The following is a 15181-nucleotide window of genomic DNA, read 5'->3' as shown; positions in this document are numbered from 1 at the left end:
CCGATGCCACGATCACCCCTGCGGCCACTGCTTGTGGTCGCCCTGCTGGTTCTCTCGATCTTCGTGATACCGCGGGGGGCCGCCGCGGCCACTGTGCACGGTCTGAAGGGGGAGTATTTCCGGATGTCCGCGCCCGGGGCCCGGGATTTCGCCGAGCTGGGCGGGGTGCTGCTCGATGCGGACATCGACCTTCCCGGGCTGGCCGGGACGTTCGGGTCGCTGACCGGGCGGACCGAGCACACGACCGCTCGGTGGACCGGCCGGATCACCGCCCCGGCGACCGGGGACTACACGTTCTCGATGGTGGGGGACAACGGGTTCCGCTTCCTGATCGACGGTCAGCCGGTCATCGATCACTGGGTCGGGGACTGGGACGTCGAGCAGACCAGTGCGCCGGTGCGGCTGGTGGCCGGTGCGGCCCATGACGTACGGGTCGAGATGTTCCAGGATGTCGGCGGCGCGAATCTTCATCTGCGCTGGGCCGGTGCGGGAATCGCGAAGCAGCTGGTGCCCGAGTCGGCGTTCACGCCGCCGGACGGTTTCCAGGTGTATCCGGTGGATCTCACCGTCGATCGGGCCGGCACGACGGTGGTCGCCGCTTTCGAGGGCGCGATTGACAACGTTGGCAGCGCCGCCGGGCACCTGACGGTGGAGGCCGATACGACCCCGATGCCGATCAGGTCGGTGCGGGTTTCAGGGAGCAGGCTCGTCGTGACGCTGTCCGAGCCGATCCAGCTGGCGCAACGGGTGCGGGTTTCGTACGACGGCAATGGTGGCCTTGTCGCCGGTGGTGCCGTTGTCCCGCAGATCGTGCGCTCCGCGGTCAACAATTCCACCCACCGGCTGACCACGCGGTGGGGCGACAAGGTCGATGCGAAAAAGCCACTGCAGGAATACCCCCGGCCCCAGCAGGTACGCGACGAGTGGCTGAATCTGAACGGCCAGTGGGAGTTCGCCGGTGCGACGGCCGGTGAAGTGCCGGTGTTCGGTACCGCCCTGAAGGAGCGGATCACCGTGCCGTTCCCGGTCGAGTCGCTGCTGTCCGGGGTGGAACGGCACGAGGACCACATGTTCTACCGCAAACTCGTCAGCATTCCGGCGACGTGGTCCGGGCAGCGCCTGAAACTGAACTTCGGCGCGGTCGACTACACGGCGAAGGTCTGGGTCAACGGGACCCTCGTCGCAGAGCACACCGGCGGATACATAGCCTTCACCGCGGACATCACCGACGCCGTACGCGGTCGTGGCCGGCAGGAGATCGTCGTCGCCGTCTCGGACACGACCGGGCCGGATCAGCCCATCGGGAAGCAGTCCACCAATCCTGGTGGCATCGTCTACACGCCGTCGTCGGGGATCTGGCAGACCGTGTGGATGGAGCCGGTGCCCACCGTCGCCGTCGACGACATCATCACCACACCCGATCTGGCGACCAGTTCCCTGACCGTTCTGGTGACGTCGGCGACCGCACCGGCCACCGCGAAGGTGACCGCCACCGCGTTCGACAAGAAAGGCAGGAAGGCCGGCACGGTGACCGGGGCCGCCAACACCTCGCTGCGGTTGCGCATCGACAAGCCGCACCTGTGGAGCCCGGACGACCCGTACCTGTACGACCTGGACGTGAAGCTGAGCAATGACACCGTCCGCGGCTATTTCGGGATGCGGTCGGTCGGCGTGCAGAACGTCGGCGGGTTCCCGAAACTGGTGCTCAACGGCAAGCCGATCTTCTCCCTCGCCACCCTGGACCAGGGCTTCTGGCCGGACGGGCTCTACACCGCGCCCAGCGACGAGGCCTTGCTGTTCGACCTGAAGGCGACGAAAGCGCTCGGTTTCAACGCGGTGCGCAAACACATCAAGGTGGAACCGGCCCGCTGGTACAAGCACGCCGACGAACTGGGCCTGCTGGTCTGGCAGGACTTCGTGTCCGCCACGATCCGCACGACCGCCGGGCAGCAGGCATTCCTCGATCAGGGCCGCCGGGAGATGCGGCAGTTGCACAATTCGCCCGCGGTCATCGGGTGGGTCGTGTTCAACGAGGGCTGGGGCGAATGGAACCGCGAGGAGACCGGGCGGATCGCCGCATCGGTGAAGGCCGCCGATCCCTCGCGCATCGTGAACGCGCACAGTGGGGTGAACTGCTGCGATTCCAAGGGCGACTCCGGCAAGGGTGACGTCATCGACCATCACGACTACCTGAACCGGGAAGCGCCCTATCCGGACGCGACGCGGATCGCGATGGACGGCGAGCACGGCGGTTTCACCCTGCGCACCCCCGGACACATGTGGCCCGGCGCGCCCGCGGCCATCTACAGCGGGGTCGCGGACAAGGCGGCGCTGACCGCCAAGTACGTCGACAACACCGAGACGTTCTACCGGGAGGCGGCCGGCGCGGAATTGTCCGGCTCGGTGTACACCCAGATCACCGATCTGGAGAACGAGCTGAACGGCCTCTGGACCTATGACCGGCGCGAGATCAAGGTCGACCGGGCAGCCGTACGGTCGGTCAACCGCACGGTGATCGCGGCCGGTGCCGACCCGGGTCTGTCCTTTCCCGGCCGTGGCGACTGGAATCTGGACGAGGGCCGGGGAACGACGGCCCGCGACAGCAGCACCAGCCACCGTGATCTGACGCTGAACGGGAACCCGGCGTGGGTGCCGGGAGTGACCGGAACGGCGCTCGCTTTCGACGGCGACGGCGATTCCGCGGAGACCGGTGGCCCGGTCGTCGACACCACCCGCGACTATTCGATCGCGGCCTGGGTGACGCTCGACGAACTGCCGGGCAATTACGCGACCGCGATCAGCCAGGAAGGGCGCCGGACCGAGAGCCCGTTCTACCTCCAGTACGGACAGGGCGCCTTCGCGTTCAGCACCCCCGGCGGGAACCGGGCCAGAATGGTGGTCACACCCGACCTGAACCGCTGGTACCACCTGGTCGGGGTGCGCGATCACACCACCGATGAGGTGCGCCTGTACGTGGACGGTGAGAGGGCCGGCACCGCCCCGGCCGGACCCGATGTCGTGAGCACCGGTGCGCTGTCGGCCGGCCGGGCGACATACGCGGGCGCGAGGACCGACCACTGGTCCGGCTTGATCGACCAGATCCACGCCTACGACCGGGCACTGACCGACGAGGACGTGGCCACGCTGTACGCGAACCGGACATGATCTACTCCCCGGGTGACTGATCTGCGAGAACACGTCGTGAGCTGGCAGCGCGGCTGGGGAGTGGCCCGGGCGCTCCCCGCCGCCGTCGACGTCGGTGGCGGCCTGCGGGTGCACTGCGCCCAGAAGAGCCGCGAGATCGAGTACGTCGCGTACGACGCCGGGTCGGTGCGGGAACTCGCCGGCCGGGTCGCCGAGGAGGAAGCGGTGACCTGGCTGACCGTACCCACCACCGACCCGGCACGGGCGCTCGCCGATCTCGACGCGGCGGGTCTGACCCTGCTCGCGCGCGCGGAGTGGTTGATGATCACGGACCTGCGCGCGCACCCCGTCAGCACGGTCGCCGAGCCCTACCACCTCCGGCAGCGCACTGAGGGTGGCGTGCTCAGAGCCACGGTCGAGCACCCGTCATGCGAGGAGGCCGCCCGCGCGACGATGGGCCTCTGCGGTACGGACGCCGTGGCCGACAAGGTCCGCACCGCCCCGGAGCACCGCCGCCAGGGCCTGGGCGCCGCGGTCATGGGCACCGTGGCCCGCACCGCCGTCGGCCGGGGCGCCGTCCGTGGTCTGCTCATCGCCAGCGACGAGGGCCGGCTGCTGTACACCAGGCTGGGCTGGCACCCGGTCGCCGAGGTCCTGATCGCGGCCAAGCCATAGCGTCAGTGCCAGGGCCGGTAGTACGGATTGCTCTCGCAGTCGCTCATGATCTCGACCTTAGTGACCTTGTCGACCGGGCACACCCCGATGATGTACTTGCGCCGGATGCCGCCGGGGAACGCGACCTCCACCTGGGCCGCCCACTGGTGGGTGTCCCCGATGGTCTCGTTGACGTCCACCCCGCCGGGGGCATCGATGTAGTAGTTGAAACCGGACTTGTACCAGATCTTGTACAGGTCGTGGTCGTAGGTTGTGGACACGTACGGTGAAGGCTGGTTGACGAGCACGTACTTCTCGATGTCGTACTGCCCGGTCACCACGTCCTTCGGCGCGAAACCCTCCTCGAAGACGATGTCCGGTCCCCGGCTGTCACTGCGGTACAGCGTGCCGCAGCTGGTGCGCCACACCGGTTCCGGCGTGATCCGCTCAGGATCGACCTTCCGGTTCACCGCCGCCTTGACCTTGTTGTCGAACTGCGGGCACTCCGGCGCCGCGGCGGCGAGCTGCCGGGCCCCGGGCCGGGCCTCGGACGCCGCGGCGGGCGTGACGACCGGAGCCGCGAGAACGGTGCCGAGACAGAGCGCCGCGGCCAGGAACCGCCGCCGGGTCACAGTAATGATCATGACCAGCACGATGTCGGCCCGTCCCCACGCCACGATGGACCGTCACCCGGTTGCCGCGTGTCCACCCAACCTCCGTCCGGCGCGACCCGGCGATGGTAGGGACCGCACATCCACCGTCCGGTGAGGGCGTCTAGTCTTCGCGGCATGGCGTTACGACCGGACGAGTTCTACGACCATGCCCTCGCCGCCGCCGACGGTGAGCATCGGCTCCCGCTGGCCCGGATGACCGGCTGGGAGATCAGCCCGTTCGAGGCCGGCGGGCTTCGGGTCGCCCCGTTGCGCCCGCCGGTGCTGCCCGAGCCGCCCCGGCACGGCGAGGACCCCGCCGACTGCGTCTCCTGCCGCCACCGCGACGACGGCCTCTGGCTCAACGACAACTGGCGGCTGACCCGGGTCCCGGGGGTCGGCGTGCCGCTGGTGCTCATGCTGCACCCGCGCGACCACCACGACATGGCCGACCTCCCCGACGAGCTGGCCGCCGAGCTCGGACTGCTGAGCACCCGCATCGTCCGGCACATCCAGGCGCTGCCGCACATCTCGCGCGCCCACCTCTATCGCATCGGCGACGGCGGTGCCCACCTGCACATCTGGTTCTTCGCCCGGCCGCTGGGCCAGTCCCAGCTGTTCGGGTCGTGGCTGGTCGTCTGGGACGACCTGCTGCCGGAGTACCCGGCCGACATCGCCGACGCGGACGCCGCCCTCGTGGTGGACGCTCTCCTGGCCTCCCACGGCGGCACCCGCCCGGTCCGGTAAGGACCGGCCGAATCAGCAGAGGCGGCCGGTCAGCAGAGGCGGGCGAGCAGTGCGGCGCCGGCCATCTCGCTGGTGCCGTCGCGGTCGTGGTGGGCGAGCCAGAGAGCGGCCTCGACCTTGCGGGCGACGGCCCAGGCCGCGATGCGGCCGGGATCAAGGTCGAGTTCGGCGGCGAGCACGGCGATCCGCTCACGCAGGGAACGGTCCGGATCAGGCTCCGCGTACGGGTGCCCGGTCTGATCGAGCAGCGGCCAGAGATCGTACGCGGGGTCGCCGATCAGTGGTTTCGGGTCGATGGCCACCCAGTTGTCACCCGAGGACAGGATGTTGCCCGGGTTGAAGTCGCCGTGCAGCACCACCTCGCGGGGCGCCGACGCGGGGAGGTCGTGCAGCAGCCGGGCGCCCTGCTCGACCAGGCCGGGATCGAAGCCGGCCGGCCGCAGCCGCGCCATGCGTTCGGTGACCAGGTCGCCGAGGTCGCCGGCCACGTCGACGAGGGGCTCGATGGTGCCCACGTCCTGGGTGGGGCGCAGCTCCGGCACGCCGGCCGACCAGAGCCGGCGCAGCACGTCCGCGGCGATGCGCAGGCTCTCCGCCGGCCGCAGGATCTGGGCGGCGAGCTGTTCGCCGGGCAGGCACCGCTCCAGGACCAGCGCGTGCCGGCCGGGGTCGTGCCGGAACAGGCGGACCGCCCCGTGACCGTCCCAGAGGCGCAGCGCCGCGGGTTCGGCGTACATCTCGCGGTGCGGCCAGCCGATCTTGAGGATGACCTCGGTGCCGTCGGCCAGCGTGGCCGGGGCGACCCAGCTGCACGACCCGCCGTGCAGCGGCGGCCCGAGGACCAGGCCGAAAGCGTCACTGACCTCGTCGATCAGCCGGGGCAGCGTGGCCAGCCAGCGGCGCCCGGAGACGGTGCGGGACAGCTCACGGACGACGGGGAGATCGCCGGGGACGGTGGTCACCACGCGACCGGGGCGTAATCCTTGAGGAAGATGCCGTACAGGTCCTCGCCGGCCTGGCCCCGCACGATCGGGTCGTAGACCCGGGCCGCGCCGTCGACCAGGTCGAGGGGCGCGTGGAAGCCCTCGTCGGCCAGGCGCATCTTGGTCGGGTGCGGCCGCTCGTCGGTGATCCAGCCGGTGTCCACACTGGTCATCAGGATGCCGTCGGCGAACATGTCCTCGGCGCTGGTACGGGTGAGCATGTTCAGCGACGCTTTCGCCATGTTGGTGTGCGGGTGACCGGCACCCTTGTAACCGCGGTTGAAGATGCCCTCCATCGCGGACACGTTGACCACGTACCGCCGCGGGAACGACGATTGTGTCATCGCCGCACGCAGCCGGCTGACCAGGATGAACGGGGCGGTGACGTTGCACAGCTGGACCTCGAGCAGCTCCAGCGCGCCGACCTCGTGGACCCGGTCGCTCCAGCTGTTGGTCGGCGCCAGGTCGGGCACCAGGCCACCGGCGTCGATCGCGGTCAGCGCGGCCACCCGCGCGGCGGTCGCGGACCCGCCGGTCAGCGCCAGGGCGGTGAGGTTGTGCGGGCTGAACGTCTCGGCGCTGTCGACCGACCCGGCGCCGGTCAGCGCGGCCGGGTGCAGGTCCGAGGCGTGCCCACCACCGAGATACTCCAGCTCGGGCAACGGACCGGACGGCAGGGGAGCCGCCTCGGCGGCCGCGATCGCCGCGTACGAGCCCGCCGACCTGCGTACCGTCTGGGCTGCGTTGTTGATCAGGATGTCGAGCGGCCCCTGGGCCGCGACCGAATCGGCCAGGGCGACCACCTGGGCCGGGTCCCGCAGATCGAGACCGACCACCCGCAACCGGTGCAGCCAGTCGGCACTGTCCGGCATCGCGGCGAACCGGCGCACGGCGTCGTGCGGGAACCGGGTGGTGATCGTCGTGTGGGCGCCGTCCCGCAGCAGCCGCAACGCGATGTACATCCCGATCTTGGCCCGGCCACCGGTGAGCAGCGCCCGCCGCCCGGTCAGATCGGTGCGGGCGTCCCGCCGGTCCCGGTTCTTCGTCGCACAGGACGGGCAGAGCTGATGATAGAACGCGTCGACCTCGACATAGCGCTGCTTGCACGTGTAACAGCCCCGCGGCTGGCGCAACACCCCCGCGGTCTGCCCCGACGTCCCGGTGGCCAGCGGCAACCCGGCGGTCTCGTCGTCGATCCGGGTCGGCGCCCCGGTGGCGGTAGCTTCGGTGACGGCCCGGTCATGGGCGAGAATCGCGTCCCGCCGCTCCCGGCGGCGCTGCAGCTTCGTGGTCTTGAACAGGGCCGCGGTGGCCCGCCGGACGGCGACCGCGTCAGGGTGCTCCGGATCCAGCGCCTCGGCCTCGGCGATGACATCCAGGCACAGGGCCAGCCGCCCGGGATCGATGCCCGCCGCGCTCGGCGTGGTCGCGGTCTCGTCAGCTGTTGCGGTCATGCCCATCCCGTCCCGGTAGAAGCCGGCTGATACCGCCCGGCGGGCCAGAATAGCCGTTTCCGCCCCCACCCCGCCAACCGGCAGCCCTCACCCACCCACGCCACGGCTGCCTCACACCGCTCACCCACGTGCGCCCATCGCCCGCCCCGGCCCATCGCCCGCCCCGCTGGTCGCCCGCCCCGCTGGTCGCCCGCCCCGGCTCATCGCCCGCCCCGGCTCATCGCCCGCCTTAGCCGGTCGCCCGCCTGCGTCGGCTGTTTGCCCTCGCCTGCTGCCCGCGCCGCAGCCAGCCGGCCCGAGCCGGCTGCTTGCCTCGCTGGTTGCCAACGCACTCCTGCCACCCAACCTGGGCGCCCGCGTACGCCGGCGGCTTCCCCCGGACAACCCTCACCGCCCCATGGCTCGCCTGCCTCGGCCGCTTGTCCTCACCAGCTGTTTGCCCTCACAGGCAGCCCGCCCGGACAGGCCGCTTGCGCTGCGGCTCGCTTGCCCGGGCCGCTCGCGTCGTAGTCCGCCGTTCTCGCCGGCCACCCGGCGGCGCCGCAGCCACCTGCGTTGGCCGCTTGCTTATCAGTCCGCCCGTTCTCGCAGGCCAGTCAGTCTCGCCGCAGACTGCCGGCCTTTCGCTTCCGCCGCTGTCTCGCCTCTGTCGGCCGCCCGCTCCTGCCGATCACCCCGGAACCGCAGTCTCCACCACCCGCACCGGGCCAGCTCCGCGGGCGGCGGATGTCGGTGGTTCGGTCACGCGTTGCGGGCTGAGAACGAGGTCCGATTTCCGCCAGCGCGCGGGCCGTGGATGTGGTGGTTGCTCATACCTGGGCTGCTGCGCCGCAGGTCACGGACGTGCTATCCGGCGCGGTGATGGAAAGTTGCGCGGAACTCGCACCATTCGCAACGTCCTGCTGCCTGATCGGGGTGCGGCGCAATATCGAGTCCGAGCATCACATGTATGCCCCCTGCGTTCATCACCCGTTGTGACGTGACGAACGCAGGGAGGCAGTGCGCGTTCAGGGGGTGGGTTCGTCCGGGTCGCGGTTCGGGCCCGCCGGCAACGCCCAGCGGGCCGGGGCCGCACCGAGCTGGCGCGGGCCCTCGGGCGGGGCCTGGTGGCCGAGCACCACCTGCGCCGGACCGGGGCGGGGAGCCGACCCCGCGAACGGCAGCTGCGGCATCGGTGCGGACCCGGCCACCGGCATCTCCGGCAGGGACGCGGACCCGGCCACCGGCATCGACGGCAGCGGGGCTGAGCCGGCCACGGGCAGTTCGCGCATGGGCGCGGAGGGCAACGCGCGGGCCGGACCGGAGGGCAGTTCCAGCATCCGCCGGTGTCCCGCGGCCGGGGAGCCGCCGGGTCCCGCCGGTGAGGCCAGGGACGGCCCCGGTCCGGCCGAGGGCAGCTCGAGCATGGGGTGTCGCCCGGCGGGCGGCCGATCGGACAGCCCGGCAGTGGGCCGGTCAAAAGCGGGCCGGTCGAGGGCAGGCCGGTCAAAAGCGGGCCGGTCGAGGGCGGGCCGGTCAAGGGCAGACCCGGCAGCGGGCCGATCGGACAACCCGGCCATGGGTAGCCCTGCAGCGGGCAAACCTGCAGCGGGCAAACCGGCTGTGGGCGACCCGCTCGTGGGGCGGTCGGTGGTGGCGGGCTGGAAGGCTACCGAGATTGCCGGGGGCGGGGTGGCCTGGAGGAACTCGGGGGTGAGGCCGGGGGACGCCGGTGCCGGGGCGGCGTGCCTGCCTGTGGGTGCTGGGGCCGGGTCGTCGTCGGTCTCGGTCAGGCCGGCTCGTTGCTGGAGGCGTTTGAGGGGGCCGGGGGCCCACCAGGCGGCGTTGCCGAGCAGTTTGAGGACCGCCGGGACCAGCAGCATGCGGACCACCGTCGCGTCCAGGAGCAGGGCGATGATCATGCCTACGCCGATGAAGCGCATGGTGGTGACCGAGCTCAGGGCGAAGGCTCCGGTGACCACGATCAGGAGCAGGGCCGCCGCGCTGATCACGCGGCCGGTGCGGGCCAGGCCGGTGGTCACCGCCTCGGTGGTGGAGGCGCCCTTGGTGCGGGCCTCGACCATGCGGGACAGCAGGAAGACCTCGTAGTCGGTGGACAGGCCGAAGACCACGGCGGCCATGAGGACCACGATGCCCGACTCGAGGGGCATGGGGGTGATCCGCAGCAGGTCCGCGCCATGGCCGTCCTGGAAGATCCAGACGAGGACGCCGAACGTGGCGGTGAGGCTCAGGGCGCTCATCACCACGGCCTTGACCGGCAGCAGGATCGAGCCGAACGCGAGGAACATCAGGATCAGCGTCGCGCCGGTGAGCAGGCCGATCATCAGGGGGAGCCGGTCCGCGGTGGCCCGCAGGCTGTCCATGTTGCGGGCCGTGGTGCCGCCGACCAGCATCTCCGCGTCCAACGGTGGCAGCAGGTCGCGGATGCCCTGGACCGCGTCGCGGGCCGGGGTGCCGAACGGGTCCTTGCCGGTGAGGGTGGCGGTCCAGGAGACCACCGCGCCGCCGGAGCCGGCCGGGGTGACCGCGGCGACGCCCGGCACCTTCGCGATCCGCTCGGCGAACGCTGTCACGGCGTTCTCGGCCGGGGGTGCGCCGTGCGGGCCGCGCAGCACGACCAGGACGCCGGCGCTGCTCAGGGCCGGGAAGTCCGCCTTGAGGGTCTCGACGGCGGTCCGGGCGGGTTCTCCGGCGGGCAGGACACGCTCGTCGTTCTCGCCGAAGCGGACGCCGGCGATCGGGGCCGCCAGCACCAGCAGCCCGGCCAGGATCGGCACCGCGAACAGCACGGGGTGCTTCAGCACGATACCGGCGAGCCGCGCCCAGCCCGTACCGTCGCGGGGTGCCCGGGACCGTCGCGGCAGCCGTACCGGAAGCTTGTCGACCCGGGGACCCAGGACGGCCAGCAGCGCGGGCAGCAGCGTGAGCGACAGCAGGGCCGCGAGACCGACGGCCGCCAGGCCGCCGTAGGCGAGTGATTTGAGGAAGCCCTGCGGGAAGAGCAGCAGACCGCCGAGGGCGATCATCAACAGCGAGGCCGAGAAGACGACGGTACGGCCGGCGGTCGCGACCGTGCGCCGCACCGCCTCCGCGGGGGTGCGCCCGGCCGCCTGCTCCTCGCGGAACCGGCCGACCATGAACAGGCCGTAGTCGATGGCCATGCCGAGGCCGAGCAGGCTGGCCACGTTGACGGCGAACGAGTTGACCTCGTGGGTGTTCGCGACCGCGTGCAGCACGCCGAGCGAGCCCAGCACCGCGCAACCGCCCACCAGTACCGGCAGTGACGCGGCGACCAGCGAGCCGAACAGGAACAGCAGCAGGACCAGCACGATCGGCAGCGAGATCATCTCGGCGAACGCGAGGTCGTCGGTGGACCGGGTCGCCGAGGCGTCGTTGAGCGGGGCGGCGCCGGCCAGCCGCACACTCGCGCCGGGGACCGCGAAATCATCCGAGATCTTGCGGTACGACTCCAGCTTCGCGCCGTCGTCGGCCCCGGCGAGCGTCACCACCGCCACGGCGCTGAGGCCGTCGGCGGCCGCGAACTGCGCGACGTTGCCCGGCCAGTAGCCGGTGACGCCGCTGACCGTGGACGACGGCAGCTCCCGCAGGCGGGCCTCGATGCGCGCGCCCAGCGCGGCGTCGTCGATCGTGCCGGTCGTCGGGCGGTAGATCGCGATCAGGTCGCCACCCGGGGCGCCCAGCTCGGAGCGGACCGCCTCGGCGGCGCGGCTGGACTCACTGCCCGGATCGGTGTAGCCGCCCTCGGAGAGCTGGCCGAAAACGCCCAGACCCCACACCCCGGCGGCCACGACCGCCACGACCGCGGTCGCCAGCACCGGCCACCGGAACCGGGCCACCCAAGATCCCCACGCGGCGAACACACTTCCCCCTCACGAACCCGTACCCGACCCGTCAGCGCAGCGTCGCCGCCTCGAGCGCCACCCCGCCGCAGTCGTCGTCGAACGAGTCGTCGGTGACCCAGCTGAGGGTGAGTCTGCCGTTCTTCGGGGCCCGGTAGGTGACCACGAACGCGGTGGTGGCGAGGTTGTTGCTGCGCTCGGTGAAGGTACCCGTAGCGGTCGGGCCGCCGGTCGAGAGCTTCGCGGTGAGTTTGCCACGGGCACCCCGGGCCCCCACGTAGACCTTCAGCGTGCGCGGCGACGTCCCGGCCGGCGCGGACAGCGTGAAGCCGTTGCCCTTGTCGCAGGTGCGGATGCCGGTCGGCGTGCCGTCGGAGTGGTCCACCGGTTTCCCGCCGGTCCAGCTGAACCGCTGCGGGCTCAGCCCGTGCCGGAACCGGGGCGCGGTCGGCGCACCCTCGAGGATGGCGAAACCGCCGTCGGCCTTGCGTTCGAGCGAGAACGTGCCCTGCTCACCCCAGTGCACCCAGTCGCGGCTGCCCTCGGCGGTCAGGTCGACCAGCGCCGGGACGCCGGTGCTGGTGACGGCCACCGCGCCCTCGAAGCGTTCCTTGCGCGACGGTGCGGTGGCGCTGGTGCGGCTCGGCGCCGGTGTGGTCTTCGACGGGCTCGGTGACGGGGTGGGTGAGGGGGTCGGCGACGGCGAGTCGCTGGCCAGGGGGATCGGGAACTGGTCGGCCGGGTTCAGCGGGAAGTCGCCCAGCGCGGGCGGCTGCGCCGCCGGGAGCTCCGGCGTGCTGTTGCTGGTCGCCGCGCGGCTGACCACGAATCCGGCCGCGACCACGACCAGCACCCCGGCCAGGATCACCGCCGCCGGCACCAGGAATTCGCCGAGTCGCCGCGACCGGGTCTCCAGCAGCATCGGCGGGACGGGGGCGCCCCGGCGGCCGGTGCTGCGATAGCCGTAGCCGCCGCGGGGGAGCGCCGACCCGTCCGGACCGCTGTTGCCCGGTCCGTTGTCGTCCGGCACCCCGGCCCTCCTTCGAGTCGTGTCCCAGAAGATCACACCGACCTGTGGGGAGGTACACCGTCTCACCTTGCGTGAGTGACGGAGAAGAGCGAAATGAGTAACCGGGCGATTCGGCGAGTGATCGCGCCGGGACGGCGAGTACCGTGTCCGAAGTTTCCCCGGCGTCCCATCGATGAGGAGAAGTCTAAAATCATGAGTGTCCAGGACAAGACCGCAGGCAAGCGTCGCGGCCAGGCGCTCACCGGCGCGCTCGCCGGGGTGGCCGTGATCGTGGTGCTGATCGTCGTGTTCATCGCGATCCAGACCTCCGGCGACGACAAGAAGGACACCACCCCCGCCGCCGCCCCGCCGGCCACCGCACCGGCCACCTCCGCGGCGGCCGAGCCGGCGCCGCAGACCGCGATCGACCCGGCGCTGCAGGAGAAGCCGGCCGTCGAGGCGGGCGGCGCGGGCAAGCTGGACAAGCTCGTCGTCACCCCGATCATCGTCGGCACCGGCCCGAAGGTCGTCGCCGGTCAGACGATCCAGGCGAATTACATCGGCGTCACATACCCCGACGGCAAGCAGTTCGACTCGTCGTGGGACCGGGGTCAGCCGGCCACGTTCCCGGTCGGTGCCGGTCAGCTGATCCAGGGCTGGGACCAGGGCCTGGTCGGCGTGCCGGTCGGCAGCCGGGTGCAGCTCGACATCCCGTCGGCGCTGGCCTACCCGAACCCGCAGAACGGCCAGCCGGCCGGCGACCTGCGCTTCGTGGTCGACATCCTCGCGGCCCAGTAGCACATGACGGGGATGAGCGGACGCCGGTGGCCGGCGATGGTGGCGGCCCTGGTGATCGGGGCTGCCACGGTGGTCGCGGCTCCGGCGGGGCCGGCGCTCGCCGTGGTGGCGCCGTACACCCATGCGGTCTTCACCGACCCGGTCGGTGACACCGCGGCGAAGGACCGGATCTTCACCCGGCTGGTCGAGTTGATCGACGGTGCGGAGACCGGCTCGACCATCCGGGTCGCCACCTACAAGATCGCCTCCCGGGTCGTGCCGGACGCGCTGGTGGCGGCGAAGCAGCGCGGCGTCAACGTGCAGATGATCGCCGACTCGGACACCAAGCCGAACACGCTCAGTCTCGGCCTGCTCAGCGACGGGCTGGGCACCGATCCGACCAAGGCGTCGTTCTTCCTGGTCTGCCCGGACGACCGGGGCTGCATCGCGAACTACGCCGACTGGTCGATCATGCACAACAAGTTCTACCTGTTCACCCGGACCCTCGGCGTGGACAACGTGGTCGTGCAGACGAGCATCAACCTGGGTGGCACCACCTGGCGGGACGGCGGGATGGGCTGGAACGACGCCCTGGAGGTCACCGGCAACACGGCGCTGTCCGACTCCTACACCGGCTACTTCGGTGACCTCAAGGCCCGCAAGGCGAACAACAACTACTACGACACCCGGGTCCCGGTGCAGGCCGGCGCCGCCAAGGTGTTCTACTACCCGCGGGCCGGCTCGTCGCTGACCGGGGACCCGGCCGAGGACACCGTGATGACGGTCCTCAACAACACCGAGTGCTTCGGGAACACCACCGTCGGCACCACCGACGGGACGAACCGGACCATCATCCGGGTCACGGCGACCGAGCTGGCGCTGCCGTACATCGCCGACAAGCTCGTCGCCCTCGACGCCGCCGGCTGCTACGTCGTGGTGAATCTGCGGTACGACCCGGCGAACGACGGGCAGGGGACCGCACTGCGCAAGCTGCTCACGAAGACGTCCAGCGTCTACAACGGTGTCGTGGTCCGCTACTACTGCACCGACGATCCGATCTGGATCCACTCGAAGTACTTCACCGTCGAGGGGAAGTACTACGGCCGGGGCGACCGGAAGATCGTCTGGACCGGCAGCCTGAACTGGAAGGGCGGCAGCCTGCGCGGTTCCGACGAGACGATGCTCCAGCTGGAGGACGCGGTGGTGCACGCCGCGTACGTCCAGCAGTCCAGGGCGGAAGCGGCGGCCGCCACACACCAGCCCGCGAACACCGACGACGCCACCCCCACCTGCTGAACCGGCGGGTCAGGGCAGTTCGTCGATGAGGTGCTCGGCCTCGCTCTCGGGGTCCGACACCCAGCTCTGGTCCGGCTTGTGCACGCGGAGCGACACCAGCCCGTGCAGGCCGGACCAGAGCCGTTCGGCCCGCACGGCGGCGTCGTCCCTGGTCGCCGCGCGGGCTTCCAGCAGGGCCCGGGTCAGTCCCAGCAGCTCGCTGGCGGCGTCGGCGTCGAGGGTGCTGTCCGGGTCGAGCTGGTCCGCGCTCTCGAACAGCAACTGGTACATCCCCGGATTCGTCAGGCCCCAGCGCACGTAGGCGCGGGCGAGGCGGCGCATCCGGGTGTCGACGTCCAGTGCCGGGTCGTCCGCGCGCAGCACGGCCGTCTCGATCTCGGTGAACCCGGCCGTCAGCAGTGCCCGGGTCAGCGCCGCCTGCGACGGGAAGTGCCGGTAGACCGCGGCCGCCGAGACGTCGCAGGCCCGGGCCACGGCGCGCAGTGACGGGATCGCCACCGGCCGCGGGGTCGCGGCGAGCGCGGTGGCCGCGGCCAGGAGCTCCCCGCGCAGTTGATCGCCTTCCCGCCGAGGTTTCGTGGTTGCCATGGACACCATTCTGCCCGAT

General features: G+C 71.3%; 11 protein-coding genes. 5 read left to right on the top strand and 6 right to left on the bottom strand.

From position 1 onward, the window contains the following. Positions 1–3: 3 nt before the first annotated feature. Together ACIA6A_RS19335 and ACIA6A_RS19330 are read left to right on the top strand one after the other, a co-directional pair. A complete protein-coding gene (locus tag ACIA6A_RS19335) occupies positions 4–3165 on the top strand; it encodes a LamG-like jellyroll fold domain-containing protein (RefSeq protein WP_396099069.1) in 3162 nt (1053 codons plus the stop codon). A 12-nt stretch (positions 3166–3177) separates the two neighbouring features. Next, positions 3178–3819: a GNAT family N-acetyltransferase gene (locus tag ACIA6A_RS19330; RefSeq protein ID WP_396099068.1), complete on the top strand. Its 642-nt coding sequence runs from the start codon at positions 3178–3180 to the stop codon at positions 3817–3819. Between the two features lie 2 nt (positions 3820–3821). Here the strand turns inward: ACIA6A_RS19330 and ACIA6A_RS19325 are convergent, their stop codons facing one another. Beyond that, positions 3822–4442, bottom strand: coding sequence for an ADP-ribosyltransferase (locus tag ACIA6A_RS19325; protein WP_396099066.1), 621 nt, complete (start codon positions 4440–4442; stop codon positions 3822–3824). Positions 4443–4586: 144 nt separating this feature from the next. On the opposite strand from ACIA6A_RS19325, the gene ACIA6A_RS19320 reads away from it, so the two are divergent. Next, positions 4587–5195: a hypothetical protein gene (locus ACIA6A_RS19320; RefSeq protein ID WP_396099065.1), complete on the top strand. Its 609-nt coding sequence runs from the start codon at positions 4587–4589 to the stop codon at positions 5193–5195. Positions 5196–5224: 29 nt separating this feature from the next. Here ACIA6A_RS19320 and ACIA6A_RS19315 read toward each other — a convergent pair whose 3' ends face one another. The 4 genes from ACIA6A_RS19315 to ACIA6A_RS19300 form a co-directional block, all read right to left on the bottom strand. Beyond that, positions 5225–6160, bottom strand: coding sequence for an aminoglycoside phosphotransferase family protein (locus ACIA6A_RS19315; protein WP_396099064.1), 936 nt, complete (start codon positions 6158–6160; stop codon positions 5225–5227). Beyond that, positions 6154–7632, bottom strand: coding sequence for an SDR family NAD(P)-dependent oxidoreductase (locus ACIA6A_RS19310; RefSeq protein ID WP_396099063.1), 1479 nt, complete (start codon positions 7630–7632; stop codon positions 6154–6156). Before ACIA6A_RS19310 ends, ACIA6A_RS19315 begins: the two co-directional genes overlap by 7 nt. Positions 7633–8639: 1007 nt before the next feature. Next, complete coding sequence (locus ACIA6A_RS19305) at positions 8640–11489, bottom strand: MMPL family transporter (RefSeq protein WP_396099062.1); 2850 nt, start codon at positions 11487–11489, stop codon at positions 8640–8642. A gap of 55 nt (positions 11490–11544) precedes the next feature. Beyond that, a complete protein-coding gene (locus ACIA6A_RS19300; RefSeq protein ID WP_396099061.1) occupies positions 11545–12522 on the bottom strand; it encodes a hypothetical protein in 978 nt (325 codons plus the stop codon). Positions 12523–12714: 192 nt separating this feature from the next. On the opposite strand from ACIA6A_RS19300, the gene ACIA6A_RS19295 reads away from it, so the two are divergent. Both ACIA6A_RS19295 and ACIA6A_RS19290 read left to right on the top strand, forming a co-directional pair. Next, positions 12715–13299, top strand: a complete 585-nt coding sequence (locus tag ACIA6A_RS19295; protein WP_396099060.1) for an FKBP-type peptidyl-prolyl cis-trans isomerase — start codon at positions 12715–12717, stop codon at positions 13297–13299. Between the two features lie 12 nt (positions 13300–13311). After that, complete coding sequence (locus ACIA6A_RS19290; protein WP_396099059.1) at positions 13312–14574, top strand: phosphatidylserine/phosphatidylglycerophosphate/cardiolipin synthase family protein; 1263 nt, start codon at positions 13312–13314, stop codon at positions 14572–14574. 9 nt (positions 14575–14583) lie between these two features. Here the strand turns inward: ACIA6A_RS19290 and ACIA6A_RS19285 are convergent, their stop codons facing one another. Next, the gene (locus ACIA6A_RS19285; protein WP_396099058.1) at positions 14584–15162 is read right to left on the bottom strand and encodes a WHG domain-containing protein; all 579 of its coding nucleotides are present in this window, start codon (positions 15160–15162) and stop codon (positions 14584–14586) included. Between the last annotated feature and the right edge of the window lie 19 nt (positions 15163–15181).

Origin of the sequence: Actinoplanes sp. NPDC051494, assembly GCF_044454705.1 — a bacterium.
In the GTDB taxonomy this organism is placed as follows: Bacteria; Actinomycetota; Actinomycetes; order Mycobacteriales; family Micromonosporaceae; genus Actinoplanes.
This window is presented reverse-complemented; position numbering and strand designations above follow the sequence as displayed.

What these genes read in the sequence shown, in the direction of transcription:
- ACIA6A_RS19335 (WP_396099069.1), top strand. Translation starts at nt 4, where the DNA reads ATGCCACGATCACCCCTGCGGCCACTGCTTGTGGTCGCCCTGCTGGTT.
- ACIA6A_RS19325 (WP_396099066.1), bottom strand. Translation starts at nt 4,442, where the DNA reads ATGATCATTACTGTGACCCGGCGGCGGTTCCTGGCCGCGGCGCTCTGT.
- ACIA6A_RS19320 (WP_396099065.1), top strand. Translation starts at nt 4,587, where the DNA reads ATGGCGTTACGACCGGACGAGTTCTACGACCATGCCCTCGCCGCCGCC.
- ACIA6A_RS19310 (WP_396099063.1), bottom strand. Translation starts at nt 7,632, where the DNA reads ATGACCGCAACAGCTGACGAGACCGCGACCACGCCGAGCGCGGCGGGC.
- ACIA6A_RS19295 (WP_396099060.1), top strand. Translation starts at nt 12,715, where the DNA reads ATGAGTGTCCAGGACAAGACCGCAGGCAAGCGTCGCGGCCAGGCGCTC.
- ACIA6A_RS19290 (WP_396099059.1), top strand. Translation starts at nt 13,312, where the DNA reads ATGAGCGGACGCCGGTGGCCGGCGATGGTGGCGGCCCTGGTGATCGGG.
- ACIA6A_RS19285 (WP_396099058.1), bottom strand. Translation starts at nt 15,162, where the DNA reads ATGGCAACCACGAAACCTCGGCGGGAAGGCGATCAACTGCGCGGGGAG.